This is a genomic window from Pseudomonas sp. NY15435 (genome assembly GCF_048068295.1).
In the GTDB taxonomy this organism is placed as follows: domain Bacteria; phylum Pseudomonadota; class Gammaproteobacteria; order Pseudomonadales; family Pseudomonadaceae; genus Pseudomonas.
In genome coordinates this window covers 130,791-144,480 of sequence record NZ_JBLUQA010000014.1, presented here as the reverse complement: position 1 = coordinate 144,480, position 13,690 = coordinate 130,791, and the positions used below count along the sequence as shown (strand labels likewise).

The 13,690-nt window shown below is 65.0% G+C and carries 12 protein-coding genes and 1 pseudogene; 4 read left to right on the top strand and 9 right to left on the bottom strand.

The window, feature by feature from the left end; all coding sequences use genetic code 11:
- The 5 genes and pseudogenes from ACNFH5_RS26685 to ACNFH5_RS26665 form a co-directional block, all read right to left on the bottom strand.
- Positions 1–135, bottom strand: a pseudogene (locus ACNFH5_RS26685) (electron transfer flavoprotein subunit beta/FixA family protein); the annotation flags it as partial.
- A gap of 134 nt (positions 136–269) precedes the next feature.
- On the bottom strand, positions 270–1,508 hold the full coding sequence (locus ACNFH5_RS26680) for a CaiB/BaiF CoA transferase family protein (protein ID WP_416751297.1): 1,239 nt from the start codon (positions 1,506–1,508) through the stop codon (positions 270–272).
- Between the two features lie 22 nt (positions 1,509–1,530).
- A complete protein-coding gene (locus ACNFH5_RS26675) occupies positions 1,531–2,733 on the bottom strand; it encodes a 3-oxoadipyl-CoA thiolase (RefSeq protein ID WP_416751296.1) in 1,203 nt (400 codons plus the stop codon).
- Between the two features lie 32 nt (positions 2,734–2,765).
- Entirely contained in the window at positions 2,766–4,307 is a 1,542-nt protein-coding gene (locus ACNFH5_RS26670) for a 3-hydroxyacyl-CoA dehydrogenase (protein WP_416751294.1), read from the bottom strand.
- The gene (locus ACNFH5_RS26665; RefSeq protein ID WP_416751292.1) at positions 4,304–5,080 is read right to left on the bottom strand and encodes an enoyl-CoA hydratase; all 777 of its coding nucleotides are present in this window, start codon (positions 5,078–5,080) and stop codon (positions 4,304–4,306) included. The genes ACNFH5_RS26670 and ACNFH5_RS26665 overlap by 4 nt, the downstream gene beginning before the upstream one ends.
- A 242-nt stretch (positions 5,081–5,322) precedes the next feature.
- On the opposite strand from ACNFH5_RS26665, the gene ACNFH5_RS26660 reads away from it, so the two are divergent.
- The 3 genes from ACNFH5_RS26660 to ACNFH5_RS26650 all read left to right on the top strand — a co-directional run bounded on the left by ACNFH5_RS26660 (position 5,323) and on the right by ACNFH5_RS26650 (position 8,795).
- Positions 5,323–6,189 carry an IclR family transcriptional regulator gene (locus ACNFH5_RS26660; RefSeq protein ID WP_138526449.1) on the top strand — a complete coding sequence of 289 codons (867 nt, stop codon included), beginning with the start codon at positions 5,323–5,325 and terminating at the stop codon, positions 6,187–6,189.
- Positions 6,190–6,247: 58 nt separating this feature from the next.
- A complete protein-coding gene (locus tag ACNFH5_RS26655) occupies positions 6,248–7,402 on the top strand; it encodes an acyl-CoA dehydrogenase family protein (protein WP_416751289.1) in 1,155 nt (384 codons plus the stop codon).
- 118 nt (positions 7,403–7,520) lie between these two features.
- The gene (locus tag ACNFH5_RS26650; RefSeq protein WP_416751287.1) at positions 7,521–8,795 is read left to right on the top strand and encodes an MFS transporter; all 1,275 of its coding nucleotides are present in this window, start codon (positions 7,521–7,523) and stop codon (positions 8,793–8,795) included.
- Positions 8,796–8,939: 144 nt separating this feature from the next.
- Here ACNFH5_RS26650 and ACNFH5_RS26645 read toward each other — a convergent pair whose 3' ends face one another.
- Positions 8,940–9,149, bottom strand: a complete 210-nt coding sequence (locus tag ACNFH5_RS26645) for a cold-shock protein (RefSeq protein WP_017518411.1) — start codon at positions 9,147–9,149, stop codon at positions 8,940–8,942.
- 290 nt (positions 9,150–9,439) lie between these two features.
- Here ACNFH5_RS26645 and ACNFH5_RS26640 point away from each other — a divergent pair, with 290 nt between their 5' ends.
- On the top strand, positions 9,440–9,607 hold the full coding sequence (locus ACNFH5_RS26640; protein ID WP_167523180.1) for a hypothetical protein: 168 nt from the start codon (positions 9,440–9,442) through the stop codon (positions 9,605–9,607).
- A gap of 61 nt (positions 9,608–9,668) precedes the next feature.
- On the opposite strand, the gene otsA is transcribed toward ACNFH5_RS26640, so the two are convergent.
- From otsA to otsB, 3 genes are read right to left on the bottom strand one after another with little or no spacing between them, the layout of a single operon-like run.
- Entirely contained in the window at positions 9,669–11,078 is a 1,410-nt protein-coding gene (otsA, locus tag ACNFH5_RS26635; RefSeq protein ID WP_416751286.1) for an alpha,alpha-trehalose-phosphate synthase (UDP-forming), read from the bottom strand.
- Entirely contained in the window at positions 11,060–12,859 is a 1,800-nt protein-coding gene (locus ACNFH5_RS26630; RefSeq protein ID WP_416751284.1) for a glycoside hydrolase family 15 protein, read from the bottom strand. The genes otsA and ACNFH5_RS26630 overlap by 19 nt, the downstream gene beginning before the upstream one ends.
- Entirely contained in the window at positions 12,856–13,668 is an 813-nt protein-coding gene (otsB, locus tag ACNFH5_RS26625) for a trehalose-phosphatase (protein WP_416751282.1), read from the bottom strand. The genes ACNFH5_RS26630 and otsB overlap by 4 nt, the downstream gene beginning before the upstream one ends.
- Between the last annotated feature and the right edge of the window lie 22 nt (positions 13,669–13,690).

The window sequence follows — 13,690 nt, the reverse complement described above, 5'->3', positions numbered from 1 at the left end:
TTCTTCCACGGCGATTTCGCAGAAGGGGTTCATGGACATTTTGACGTTGGCGAGATCGACGCCGGAGTTGTCCGCCTTGACGCGGACCTTGACGTTGTAATCGACCACGCGTTTTACCGCGACCAGTACTTTCATCAGTTGTTTCCTTGGCTGACGCCGGTTTGTATCGGCGCTGCGGTTGGGGGTGGTTCGCGAGCAAGCTCGCTCCTACAGGTCCAGGCTTGCGCCGGTGCGTTTTTTCGTAGGAGCGAGCTTGCTCGCGAACGGACTCATGCCTTACCGAGCTGCTCGATCACACCCTCGGCCTTAAGCTGCGCCAGGCGCCCCTCGTCGAGCCCCAGGCGGTGCTTGAGCACCTCGTCGGTGTGCTCGCCGAGCATGGGTGCCGGGCGCTGGTATTCCACCGGCGTCTCGGAGAGTTTCAACGGGCTGCCGACCATGCGGAACGCGGGGTTCTGCGCGTGAGGAATCTCCACCAGCATGTCGCGGGCGACCACCTGCGGCTCGTCCAGCGCGCGGCCGATGTCGTTGATCACGCCGACCGGCACCTTCATCGCGTGGATGCGTTTCACCCAGTTGTCGGCGGTGTCGCCCTGGAAGTGCTCGGCGAGCTTGCCGACGATGATGTCGCGGTTGCGCACGCGGTCGGCATTGCGGGTGAAGCGCGGGTCCTTGGGCAATTCCGGCAGGCCGATGGCGTCGCACAGCGAAACGAACTGGCTGTCGTTACCGCAGGCGATGATGAAATCCATGTCCTTCGCGCTGAACACCTGGTACGGCACGATGTTGACGTGGGCATTACCCTGGCGGCCCGGCGAGCGGCCAGTGGCGAGGTAGTTCTGGCTCTGGTTGCCGAGCATGGCGACCTGCACGTCCAGCAGCGCCATGTCGCAGTGCTGGCCGCGGCCGGTCTTCTCCCGCGCCAGCAGCGCAGCCTGGATGGCGACCACCGAATACAGGCCGGTCATCACGTCGGAAACGGCGACACCGACTTTCTGCGGGCCGGCGCCGGGCACACCGTCCTTTTCGCCGGTAATGCTCATCAGCCCGCCCATGCCCTGGATGATGAAGTCGTAGCCAGGCTCCTCGGCACGCGGGCCGGTCTGGCCGAAACCAGTGATGGAGCAGTAGACCAGGCGCGGATTGACCTTCGACAGGCTGTCGTAATCCAGCCCGTACTTGGCCAGCGAACCGGCCTTGTAGTTCTCGATCAGCACATCGCACTCGCAGGCCAGGGCGCGCACCAGCGCCTGCCCTTCCTCCGTCGCCAGGTTGAGCGCCACCGACAGCTTGTTGCGGTTGGTGGACTGGTAGTACGCCGCCTCGGAGCTGTCCGAGCCGTCGGCCGCCTTCATGTAGGGCGGGCCCCAGCCACGGGTGTCGTCACCCACGCCGGGCCGTTCGATCTTGATCACTTCCGCGCCCAGGTCGGCCAGTACCTGGCCGCACCAGGGGCCGGCCAGCACGCGGCTGAGGTCGAGTACGCGGTATCCGCTCAAAGCACCCATCTTCACATCCTCACTGGCGCGCTCAGGCGCGCTCGATAACCATGGCGAGCCCCTGGCCGACGCCGATGCACAGGCTGATCACCGCATAGCGTTGACCGCTACGCTGCAGTTGTCGCGCCACGCTCAGCGCCAGCCGCGCGCCGGAAGCACCCAGCGGATGACCGACGGCGATGGCGCCGCCATTGGGGTTGACCCGTGCATCGTCGAAGTCCACGCCCAGGCCATGCAGGCAGCCGAGCACCTGGGAGGCGAAGGCCTCGTTGATCTCGATGATGTCCATGTCGGCGAGGGTCAGGTTGGCACGGGCCAGCGCCTTGTTGATCGCCTGCACCGGGCCGACGCCCATGATGCGCGGCTCCACGCCGACGGCGGCCGCCGAAAGAATTCGCGCCAACGGCTTGAGGCCGTGGCGCTCGCCCGCCGCGGCCGAGCCGATCAGCAACGCGGCCGCACCATCATTGACGCCGGAGGCGTTGCCGGCGGTGACCACGCCGCCTTCGGACAACGGCCTCAGGCGCGCCAGTGCGGCTTCATCGGAGGACGGACGCGGATGCTCGTCCTGCTCGACCACATTCGGCGGCGTCTTGCGACCGGTGGGTACGCTGACCGGGAGGATTTCCCCGGCGAAGAAACCGTCCTGGCGGGCGGCTTCAAAGTTGGCCTGGGAGCGGGCGGCAAAACGGTCGGCCTGCTCGCGGCTGATGTCGAACTCGCGGGCCACGTTGTCGCCAGTCTCCGGCATGCTGTCATTGCCGAAGCCGGCAACGATCTTCGGGTTGGGGAAGCGTGCGCCGATGGTGCTGTCGAACACCGTCAGGTCACGGCTGTAGGCGGCCTCGGCCTTGGCCATGACGAAGGGCGCGCGGGACATGCTTTCCACCCCGCCAGCGACGAACAGCTCGCCTTCGCCGCAGGTCACGGCGCGCGCTGCATCGATCACCGCAGCCAGGCCACTGGCGCACAGACGGTTCACCGTCTGGCCCGGCACGGTGACCGGCAGGCCGGCGAGCAGCGCGGCATGGCGGGCAATGTTGCGGCTGTCTTCACCGGCCTGGTTGGTGTTGCCGAGGATCACGTCCTCAATGGCGTCGCCCGGCACCTGTGCGCGGGCCAGCAATTCGCAAATCACCTGGGCGATCAGGTCGTCCGGGCGTACCGGCGCCAGGGCGCCGCCGTGGCGGCCGAAGGGGGTGCGCAGGCCGGCGTAGATATAAGCATTGAGCATCGGTATCTCCTTGAATCAGTAGGCGCCAGGCTTCAGCCCAACGCAGGCTCGGCATGGCGCAGCGACAGGCCTAGCGCGGCGCGGCGGCGCAGCCATGGGCCGGGGCGGTAGCGGGCGTCGCCGGTCAGGTCGGTCATGCGTTCGAGGATGGTCAGCAGGCGCGCCGGGCCGACGCTGTCGCCCCAGGCCAGCGGGCCTTGCGGGTAACCCAGGCCACGGCGCACGCCTTCGTCGAGGTCGTCGACACTGGCAATACGCTGCTGGACGATGTCGCCGGCCAGGTTGACGATCAGCGCCAGTACGCGCTGGGCAACGAAGCCGACGCTGTCATTGATGACCGTGACGCCTACACCGTCAGCCGCCAGCAGCGCATGGGCGGCGTCGCGCATGGCTGGAGCGGTCGCCGGGTTCTGCATCAGGCAGCGGTGGCGTTGCAGGTCCAGCAGCAGGTCGATGCAGACCGTGCGCGCCGGCTCGGTGCCGAAACGCTGGCAGGCGCTGGTGGCGTCGATGCCGTAAGGGGCCAGCAGGCAAAGCGCTTCGCTGCTCGGTTGGGCGCCCTGCTCCAGATTCGCACCCAGCTTCTTCAGCAGTTCGCCGAGGCGCTCGCGGTCCTGGTCGTTTTCCACACCGATCCACACGGGCGGCAGTACGGCAACGCTCGGCACCGGTTGCGGCACCGGCGGGTCGATCATCTTGCCGTCCGCGTAGCGATAGAAGCCACGACCGACCTTGCGGCCGACGAAACCGGCCTCGAGCATCTGCCGGGTCAGCGCCGCCGGGCGATAGCGCGGCTCCTGGTAGAACTGGTTGTAGATGGACTCGATCACCGGGTGGGAAACGTCCAGCGCGGTCAGGTCGAACAGTTCCAGCGGGCCCATGCGGAAGCCCAGGCCCTCGCGCAGGATGCGGTCGATGTCGGCCGGCTCGGCGATGGCTTCCTTGAGCATCTGCAGGGCTTCGGTGCTGTAGGCACGGCCGGCGTGGTTGATGATGAAGCCGGGGGTGTCCTTGGCGCGGATGCCGCGATGGCCCATGCGCGCGGCCAGTGCCACCATGCGGTCGCCGACCTGCGGATCGCTGGCCAGGCCGTCGATTACCTCGACCACCTTCATCAGCGGCACCGGGTTGAAGAAGTGGAAGCCCGCCACGCGCTCGGGATGCTGGCAGCCACGGGCGATGCTGGTGACCGACAGTGACGAGGTATTGGTAGCGAGGATGCAGTCAGCGCTGACCACGGCTTCCAGCTCGGCCAGCAGGGCCTGCTTGGCGTCGAGCCGCTCGATGATCGCCTCGACCACCAGATCGGAATCCGCCAGCTCATTCAGCGAGGCGGCGACCAGCAGCCGCGCCAGCGTAGCATCGGCCTCGGCGGCGCTGATCTTGCCTTTCTCCGCCAGCTTGGCGAGGGTCCGCCCGAGATTGTCGCGAGCCGCTTGTGCAGCGCCATCACGGGCGTCGAAGAGTTTCACCTGGATGCCGGCCTGGGCGGCGATCTGGGCGATGCCGCTGCCCATCACGCCAGTACCGACAATGGCCATGCGCTCGATGCCGAAAGAAAGGGTCATGCTCATTCCCCCAGGAAGCTGGCTTTGCGTTTTTCCAGGAAGGCGGCGGCGCCCTCCTTCTGGTCCTTCGAATCGAACAGCAACTGGAAGGCCTTGCGCTCCAGGGTCAGGGCGCTTTCCAGCGGCAGGTCCGCACCGGCCAGCATCACTTCCTTGATCTGCGCCACGGCCAACGGCGGCAGTGCGGCGATTTCGGCAGCCAGCTCCAGCGCGCGGGGCAGCGTGCGCGAGTCTTCCACCACTTCACTGAGCATGCCGATGGCCAGGGCTTCGGGCGCCTTGATCAGGCAGCCGGTCAGCGCAATGCGCATCGCCTGGAACTTGCCGACAGCGCGGATCAGTCGCTGGGTACCACCGGCGCCGGGCATCAGGCCGAGCTTCACTTCCGGTTGGCCGAAACGCGCCGATTCACCGGCGACGATGATGTCGCAGTGCATCGCCAGCTCGCAGCCGCCGCCCAGGGCGAAGCCATTGACCGCGGCGATCACCGGTTTCGGGCAGCGGGAAATGGCTTCCCACAACAATTCGGTGTGCCGGCGGTACATCTCGATGGGGCTGGCCTGGGCGAACTCGCGAATGTCGGCGCCGGCGACGAAGCACTCCTCACCTCCCGTCAGCACCACCGCGCGAACCTCGCGGTTGTCGCTCAGGGCGCGGAAATGCTCGGCCAGTTCCTGGCGCACGGCGGCGTTCAAAGCATTCTTGGCTTCCGGACGGTCGATGCGGACAACCGCCACGCCATCGGCCCGGATATCGAGATGAACCACGTTGGTACTCATGACAGCGAAGACCTCTTATTGTTTCGTCTGACGAAACTACATTCCGTATTTCGATTTCATCATAGTGATACAGAATCCAGGCTGTAAACGGTGATGATCCAACCACCCCTGAAAGCCCAGTAAAATCGGGGTACTGGATATTTCTAACAGCACGCCTGTACTAACCAACTCAGACCCATTACAATTTCGTCTGACGAAACTGAATTTTATTTTATTGATTTTCCGTGAATAGGGGTTCTACCATGCGCCGCAACAAGACGGAGATGGATTCGGCTGCGCCGACGAAAAACGAAGGTGAGATCGGCCTGCTGGAACGGGGTCTGTACGACCCGGCCACGGCACTGAGCGAAGAGGAAAACAGCGGCCAGTTCGTCACGGCCCTGGCTCGCGGCCTGGAGATCCTGCGCTGCTTCACGCCACGGGAAAACGTGCTGAGCAACCAGGACCTGGCCCGCAAGACCGACCTGCCCAAGCCGACCGTGACGCGCCTGACCAACACCCTGATGCGCCTGGGCTGCCTCAAGCGCGAGATGCATTCGGGCAAGTACCAGCTCGACGTCGGCGTACTGGGTTTCGGCTACGCGATGCTGTCGAACCTGTCGATCCGCGCGGTGGCCCATCCACTGATGGAGGAACTGGCCAACCACGCCCAGGCGGCGGTGGCCATGGCCGCCCGCGACCGTCTGCAGATGGTTTATCTGGACGTGGTCCAGGGACAGGGAAACATGACGATGCGCCGGCAGATCGGCAGTTATCTGCCGCTGGCGGCGAGCTCGGTGGGCCGCGCGTGCCTCGCGGCGATGCCGGAGAACGAGCGGGAATTCCTGCTCGAGCACATTCGCGAACGCGAACCGGACACCTGGCCGGCCATCCGCAAGGGCCTGGACCGTGCCTTCAGGGACTACACCGATTACGGCTACTGCCTGTCGATCGGTGAATGGCACCGCGACGTCAACTCCGTCGCCGTGCCCTTGGTACACCCGCAGTACGGCCTGCTGGCCTTCAACTGCGGCGGCCCGAGCTTCCAGCTGACCCGCGAGAAGCTCGAGGACGATATCGGGCCCCGCCTGATCAACATGGTCAACAACATAGGTGCCGCCGCTCGCTGAATCTCGGGTGACGGTGCCTCGGAAGACAGGCCCGCTCACGGGCCTCTGAGGAGTGCACATGATCCGAGACCCAGAAACGCTGCAGATACTTCTGGACTCCATCCACCAGTTCGTCGGCGAAGTGCTGATTCCGCGGGAGAACGAGGTCGCCGAGACCGACGCCATCCCGCAGGACATCATCGAGCAGATGCGCGAGATGGGCCTGTTCGGCCTGACCATCCCCGAAGACTTCGGCGGCCTGGGCGTGACCATGGAAGAAGAGGTGAACATCACCTTCGAACTCGGCCGCACCTCCCCTGCCTTCCGCTCCTACATCGGCACCAACAACGGCATCGGCTCCATTGGCATCCTGATCGACGGTACGCCGGAGCAGAAAGCTCACTATCTGCCGAAACTCGCCAGCGGCGAACTGCTCAGCGCCTTCTGCCTGACCGAGCCGGACTCCGGCTCCGACGCCGCCTCGCTGAAGACCACCGCCGTGCGCGATGGCGACTTCTACGTGCTCAACGGCACCAAGCGCTTCATCACCAACGCCCCGCACGCCGGCATCTATACCGTGATGGCCCGCACCAACCCGGCAATCAAGGGTTCCGGCGGCATCAGCGCGTTCATCGTCGAGCGCGGCACGCCGGGCATTTCCCTCGGCAAGCCGGACCACAAGATGGGCCAGAAAGGCGCGCACACCAGCGACGTGATCTTCGACAACGTGCGCATTCCCGCCAGCCAGCTGATCGGCGGCGTCGAGGGCGTGGGCTTCAAGACCGCGATGAAGGTGCTCGACAAGGGCCGCCTGCACATCGCCGCGCTGAGTGTCGGCGCCGCCGAGCGCATGCTTGCCGATGCGCTCAACTACGCCCTGGAGCGCAAGCAGTTCGGCCAGCCGATCGCCGAGTTCCAGCTGATCCAGGCGATGCTCGCCGACAGCAAGGCCGAGATCTACGCCGCCCGCTGCATGGTGCTGGACGCCGCGCGCAAGCGCGATGAGGGCCGCAACGTCAGCACCGAAGCCTCCTGCGCGAAGATGTTCGCCACCGAGGTGTGCGGCCGCGTTGCCGACCGCTGTGTGCAGATCCATGGCGGCGCCGGCTACGTCAGCGAGTACGCCATCGAGCGCTTCTACCGCGACGTGCGTCTGTTCCGGCTCTACGAGGGCACCACGCAGATCCAGCAGGTGATCATCGCCCGCAACATGATCCGCGAAGCACAGGCCTGATCACCCCATAAGGCGGCGCGAGGCCACGCACCCCGCGCCGTCGACTCAAAGCACCTGCCACACGCTTACCGAGGATCGGCACGCCGGTCCGCCAACAACTACAACAGGTAATTCGTTCATGGAAACCACTGCTTCGACCTCCCACGCGACTACCCAGGACAAGACCTGGGTGCTCGTTTTCGCGTTCTGCTTCATCGGCCTGCTGATCGATGGCGCGGACCTGATGCTGCTTTCCTACAGCCTCACCAGCCTCAAGGCCGAGTTCGGCCTGAGCAATCTCCAGGCTGGCAGCCTGGGTAGCGTTACCCTGGCCGGCATGGCCTTCGGCGGTATCTACGGCGGCTGGGCCTGCGATCGCTTCGGCCGGGTCAAGACCGTGGTCTGGACCATCGTGCTGTTCTCCGTCGGCACCGCCGTCCTCGGCCTGACCCACAACTATTGGCAGTTCGCCGCCGCACGCTTCGTTGCCTCTCTGGGTCTCGGCGCGCTGTACGTCGCCTGCAACACGCTGATGGCCGAATACGTGCCGACCAAGTACCGCACCACCGTGCTGGGCACCCTGCAGGCGGGCTGGTCGGTTGGCTACATCGTCGCGACCCTGCTGGCCGGCTGGATCCTGCCGGACCACGGTTGGCGCTACCTGTTCTACATCGCCATCATCCCGGTGGTGCTGGCCGTGGCCATGCGCAAGCTGATCCCCGAGCCCGCGGCCTGGGTCCAGGCGCAGGCCGAACGCCAGCAGCGCAAGACCGCCGGCCAGTCGAGCAGTGTCGCCGCCGCCCCGCGGCAGAACGCCTTCCGGCAGATCTTCAGCGACCCGAAGGCCAGCCGCATGTTCCTGTTCTGGGCGCTGACCGCCGGCTTCCTGCAATTTGGCTACTACGGCGTGAACAACTGGATGCCGTCGTACCTGGAAACCGAGATGGGCATGAACTTCAAGGCCATGACCTCGTATCTGGTGGGCACCTACGCCGCGATGATCCTCGGCAAGATCCTGGCCGGCGTCGCCGCCGACTGGTTCGGCCGCCGCACCGTGTTCTCCTTCGGCGCCCTGGGCACCGCCGTGTTCCTGCCGGTGATCGTGCTGTTCCACAGCCCGGAGAACATTCTCTGGATGCTGGTGGTGTTCGGCTTCCTCTACGGCATTCCCTACGGCGTTAACGCGACCTACATGACCGAGAGCTTTGCAGCCGCCTTCCGTGGCACCGCAGTGGGCGGGGCGTACAACATCGGCCGTATCGGCGCGGCCATCGCACCGGCGGTGATCGGCTTCCTCGCCACGCAGATGTCCATTGGCGTGGGCTTCCTGGTGATGGGCGCGGCGTACTTCATCTGCGGCGTGATCCCCGCCCTGCTGATCCGCGATAAGCAGTTCGACCCGCAGCAGGAGTGACCTGAGCGCTCAGCGCCCAGCCACGAAAAACGCCCGGTGCACTGCACCGGGCGTTTTTGTTTGTGCCTAACCAAGGGCGCCAAGGCAAATCGCAGGCAAAAAAAAGCCCCGCCTAAGCGGGGCTTTTCTCGTCAGCGATGTCGATTAGACAGCGCGAACTTGTTCAGCTTGCGGGCCTTTCTGGCCGGCAGTCACAACGAAGCTGACCTTCTGGCCTTCGTCGAGGGACTTGTAGCCGTTGCCTTCGATCTGACGGAAGTGAACGAATACGTCCGGGCCGCTTTCCGGGGTGATGAAGCCGAAGCCCTTCTCAGCGTTGAACCACTTGACGATGCCGTTTTGACGATCGGACATGATGTTGTCTCCTAAAAAAATGCTAAAGGCCGGCCGAAAGCCGACCGGCGATGAGCTGAATGCGTAGTGAAGAGGTGCCGAGGAGATGGAGCATCTTGTAGAAGAACATCAAGTCGCGGAACTCGTTACTGGGCAGGCAGCCCATGCAGAATACAAGGTTTGGCGCTAATTCATAGCTTTTTTTCACGACCAGTGGTGATTTTGACAAATGGTCGAGCAATCCCGGCCAAATGCGCAAAAGACGTGTAGGCTGGCCGGGCCGGCTTGGCGCCCAACGCATAGGTGACTTCATGACTGATTCACAGCTGATTCGCGAACGTTCGGAGCTCGATGAAAAGATTGCCGCTTTCCTCTCCCAGGGCGGCGAAATCCAGGAAATCCCCGTTGGCCAACTGGCAGTGAAGGTCGAGCGGAAGTCGCAGTGGGCCAAATCCGACGGCAAGAAACCGGCACCCTAGCCTGGCGTTGCCCTTGAATACCCAAAAAAACCCCGCCAAGGCGGGGTTTTTCATTTGTACCTCAGTGACTGAGGTAATGGTTCGACAGCCAGTTCAGCGCCCTGCCCGGCCGCGTCAGCGCATCGATGAAGCTCGGCCCCCAGAAACGGATGTCATTGGCCTCCAGCACCGCATACATGTCGCGGTGGCGCGCCTGGCGTTCCTTTAGCGGCATGCGCAATGCCTGCTGCATGGCATCGGCCAGGGCATCGCGGTCATGGGGGTTGATGATCAGCGCGCCGCCCAGTTCGGCAGCGGCGCCGGCGAACTGGGAGAGGATCAGCACTCCGGGGTCGTCCGGGTCCTGCGCGGCGACGAATTCCTTGGCAACCAGATTCATCCCATCCCGCAGCGGCGTCACCAGGCCGATGCGCGCATGGCGCATGACCATCGCGATGTCCGCGCGCTGGTGGTTGCGCGCGACGTAGCGCAGCGGCACCCAGGACACGGCGCCGAACCGCCCATTGATGTGGCCTACGCGCGAGCTCACGGCGGCGTCGATGTCGGCGTACTCGGGAATATCCTGGCGGCTGCCCGGAGATATCTGCAGGCAGGTCACGCGGTTGTGCCAGTCCGGATTGCGCTCGAGGAAGCGCTCGTAACCGTCCAGGCGATTGACGATGCCCTTGGAATAGTCGAGCCGATCCACCCCTACCATCAGCGCGCGGCCGCCCAGGCTTTCGCGCAGGTCTTCGGCGGCCTGGCTCTGCGAGGCCTCTTCGGCGAGCTGGCGGAAGCCGGCGGCATCCACGCCCACAGGGAACACCCCCACACGAAAATGCTGGTCTTCCAGGTGATAGCGGCGGCCATCGGGCGTGGCCGCGCCAACGACGCGGGTCAGGTAACGAGCGAAGTTGCTGGCGTCGTTCTCGGTCTGGAAGCCGATCAGGTTGTATTGGGTAAGCGCGCGGATCAGTTCATCGTGGTGCGGCAGTGCGGTGATGAGGTCGGCCGGTGGCATCGGGATGTGCAGGAAGAAGCCGATGCGGTTGCCATGCCCGCGCTGCCTCAGGGCCGAGGCAAGGGGAATCAGGTGGTAGTCGTGGACCCAGAGGACGTCGTCCTCCTCCAGCAACGGGCTCAGGCGCTCGGCGAAGAATTCGTTGACCCGCTGGTAGCCGCCGAACTCGGCTTCGTTGAATTCCGCAAGGTCCACCCGGTAATGCAGGATCGGCCAGAGCACGCGGTTGGCGAAGCCGTTGTAGTACTCGTCGAAGTCCTGCGGGTGCAGGTCGGTGAGGATGTACTGCAGGTCATCGCGCTGGACCATGGTTGGCGGGCCCGGCTCCTCGGCTTTCTCGCCGCTCCAGCCGAACCAGATGCCCTCGCGGTTGCGCATGGCGGCCTCGACCGCCACAGCCAGCCCGCCCGGCGCCGGGCCGTTTTCATCGGGAATCGCGACCCGGTTGGAAATCACCACGAGGCGCGGCATAGCCCCTCCTCCCAGCCAATGGAAAGTCGCATGGCGGAATTGATCAGGCCGGCCATGGAGTAGGTCTGCGGGATATTCCCCCAGAGCTCGCCGGTGTGCGGGTGCAAATCTTCGGAGAGCAGCCCGTAGCGGTTGCGTGCGGCAATCAGTTGCTCGAACAGCTCGCGCGCCTCGTCGGTGCGGCCGATGGCGGCGAGCGCATCGAGGTACCAGAACTTCACCACCAGAAAGGCGGTTTCCGGCACGCCGAAATCGTCCGCCGCGGCATAACGCAGCATCTGCCCGTTGACGTTGAGTTCGCGGCCGATGCATTCGACGGTGGCGATGAAGCGCGGATCGTCGGCCTCGATGATGCCCAGTTCGTTCATCAGCAGGACGCTGGCATCCAGGTCATCATGACCGAAGGCGCCGGTGAAGCACTGCTTCTTCTCGCTCCAGGCCTCGGCGAGGATGCGTTCGCGCAGATTGGCCGCCTTGTCCAGCCAGCCGCCGGCCTCTTCGCTTCGGCCCAGGCGCTTGGCAATGCGCGCGACGCGGTCGCAGGCGACCCAGCAGAGCAGCGCGGAATGGGTGTGGATGCGCTGGCGGCCCCGGTACTCCCAGATGCCGGCATCCGGCTCGAAGGCTGCGTGCACGGCCTTGGCGGCGAGGTTCTCGAGCAACTGCAACATACCCTCGCTGCTGGGGTTGGGCAGGCGCTCGTCGACGAAGCTCTGCAGTACCGCCAACGCCACCGAACCGAAGACGTCGTGCTGGTTCTGTTCCACCGCCTGGTTGCCGACACGCACCGGCGCGTGGTTGAGGAAACCGGCGAGGTCCGGCTCGATGCGCTCGGTGAGGTCCTGGTTGGGGATGATCCCGTACAGCGGCTTGAGTTCGGCGTCGCCGCTGGCCACGGTGGTGATGAAGTCGATGTAGCCCTCCATGGTCCGCGTGGCACCCAGGCGATTCAAGGCAAGGATTACGAAGTAGGCATCGCGCAGCCAGCAGTAGCGGTAGTCCCAGTTGCGCTGGGAATCCGGGGCCTCCGGCACGGAGGTGGTGGCGGCGGCGATGATCGCCCCGGTGTCTTCGAAATTGCACAGCTTCAGGGTGATGGCCGAGCGGATCACCACCGGCTGCCATTCGAAACAGATGGCCAGGCCGCGCACCCAGTCGTGCCAGTGGTTCTGGGTGCGCTTGAGGTAGTCGCGGACCACTTCGCCGGGGGCATTGCCCAGCGGCTCGTCCAGGCCGATCACCAGGCTCACCGAATGACGCAGGGCGAACGGCGTTTCATGCTGGATGTAGGCCAGCGGCGCATCAGTGGTCAGGCGCAGCGGCTCCTCGCCCTCCAGGTAGCGGATGTGACTGGAGCCCGTGACGCCCTGGCTGGGGGTGCCGTAACCGTGGGTCGGACGTACGCGCAAGATGATCTTCGGTACGCCTTCGATGGGTTCGATCAACCGACACAACTGCGCCGGCCGGTAGATGTGCCCGTGTTCCAGGAAGCGCGGGGCGAAGTCGGTGATACGTACTGCCCCACCATTGTCGTCGCGCAGCACGGTGGTGATGATCGCTGTGTTGCGCTGGTAATCGGAGGTGCTGCTGACCTGGTTTTCCAGCACCACATCAGCAAAGCCCTTCTCGTCATCGCCGGCCAGCAGCCGGGAAAACGCTGGATCGCTGTCGAAATTCGGGTAGCACCACCAGACCATACGCGCCTGCGGATCGACCAGCGCCGCCACCCGGCAATTGCCGATCAGGCCCAGTTCAAGAGCACCTTCGTGCCGGTTCGTCATCGGTGAATTCCTCCTGCTTGCATCAATGCGTCACGGACTTGTTCCGCGTCGCTGAACACCGCGCTGGCGCCGGGCAAGGCACGCCCGACGGACAGGCCGAGGCCGCCCAGGGATGGCATCAGCGCGATGGCGGGTTCGTCGGTGACATCGTCGCCGAGGTACAGCGGCAGGCGTCCGGCGAAACCCGGCGTGGCCAGCAGGCGCTGGATCGCCCGAGCCTTGTCGACGCCTTCGGAAACGACTTCGTAGACCTGCTTGCCATTGAGCAGCCGCAGGCCGGCGCTTTCTGGGGCGCGCAGCAAGGCCTGCAATTGGACGCGCAATTCTGCGGCGAGCGAGGGGGCGGCGCGGTAGTGCAGCGCATAGCTGCTGCCCTTGTCCTCGACATGGATTCCGACATGCCGGTTCGCCAGGGCGTTCAATTGCACTCGCACGCTGGCGGGCAAGTCCTTGGTGGTTCGGCGCAGCGGGCTATCGCCGCTCTCGCGCCAGTGCGCGCCATGGCCGCCACTGGCAGCGAGACGCAGGGGTTGGAAGAGCCGGTCGAGTTCTTCGACCGGTCGGCCGCTGATCAGGGCCAGGGCACCATCGAGTCGGCGATGCAGGTGCGTAAGCGCATCGAGCAGCCCGGGCGGTACGACGACCGCGTCGGGTGATTCGGCGATGTCCAGAAGGGTTCCGTCGACATCCAGGAACAGTGCGGTCTGCTGCGGGCGGCTGAGCCAGAGGTTCAGCAGCGCAGTGGCTGAGGCCTCGCTATGCGGGACCATGGCCGTGTCGACAGGTCCCCCAGGTACGGGACGTGACATGAGCCATTTCTCCATGTTCAGG

Bases quoted from the DNA above. Each gene is read 5' to 3' on its own strand.
- ACNFH5_RS26665 (WP_416751292.1), bottom strand. From the start codon at position 5,080: ATGAGTACCAACGTGGTTCATCTCGATATCCGGGCCGATGGCGTGGCG.
- ACNFH5_RS26650 (WP_416751287.1), top strand. From the start codon at position 7,521: ATGGAAACCACTGCTTCGACCTCCCACGCGACTACCCAGGACAAGACC.
- ACNFH5_RS26660 (WP_138526449.1), top strand. From the start codon at position 5,323: ATGCGCCGCAACAAGACGGAGATGGATTCGGCTGCGCCGACGAAAAAC.
- ACNFH5_RS26670 (WP_416751294.1), bottom strand. From the start codon at position 4,307: ATGAGCATGACCCTTTCTTTCGGCATCGAGCGCATGGCCATTGTCGGT.
- ACNFH5_RS26640 (WP_167523180.1), top strand. From the start codon at position 9,440: ATGACTGATTCACAGCTGATTCGCGAACGTTCGGAGCTCGATGAAAAG.
- ACNFH5_RS26655 (WP_416751289.1), top strand. From the start codon at position 6,248: ATGATCCGAGACCCAGAAACGCTGCAGATACTTCTGGACTCCATCCAC.
- ACNFH5_RS26680 (WP_416751297.1), bottom strand. From the start codon at position 1,508: ATGGGTGCTTTGAGCGGATACCGCGTACTCGACCTCAGCCGCGTGCTG.
- ACNFH5_RS26630 (WP_416751284.1), bottom strand. From the start codon at position 12,859: ATGACGAACCGGCACGAAGGTGCTCTTGAACTGGGCCTGATCGGCAAT.
- otsA (WP_416751286.1), bottom strand. From the start codon at position 11,078: ATGCCGCGCCTCGTGGTGATTTCCAACCGGGTCGCGATTCCCGATGAA.
- ACNFH5_RS26675 (WP_416751296.1), bottom strand. From the start codon at position 2,733: ATGCTCAATGCTTATATCTACGCCGGCCTGCGCACCCCCTTCGGCCGC.
- otsB (WP_416751282.1), bottom strand. From the start codon at position 13,668: ATGTCACGTCCCGTACCTGGGGGACCTGTCGACACGGCCATGGTCCCG.
- ACNFH5_RS26645 (WP_017518411.1), bottom strand. From the start codon at position 9,149: ATGTCCGATCGTCAAAACGGCATCGTCAAGTGGTTCAACGCTGAGAAG.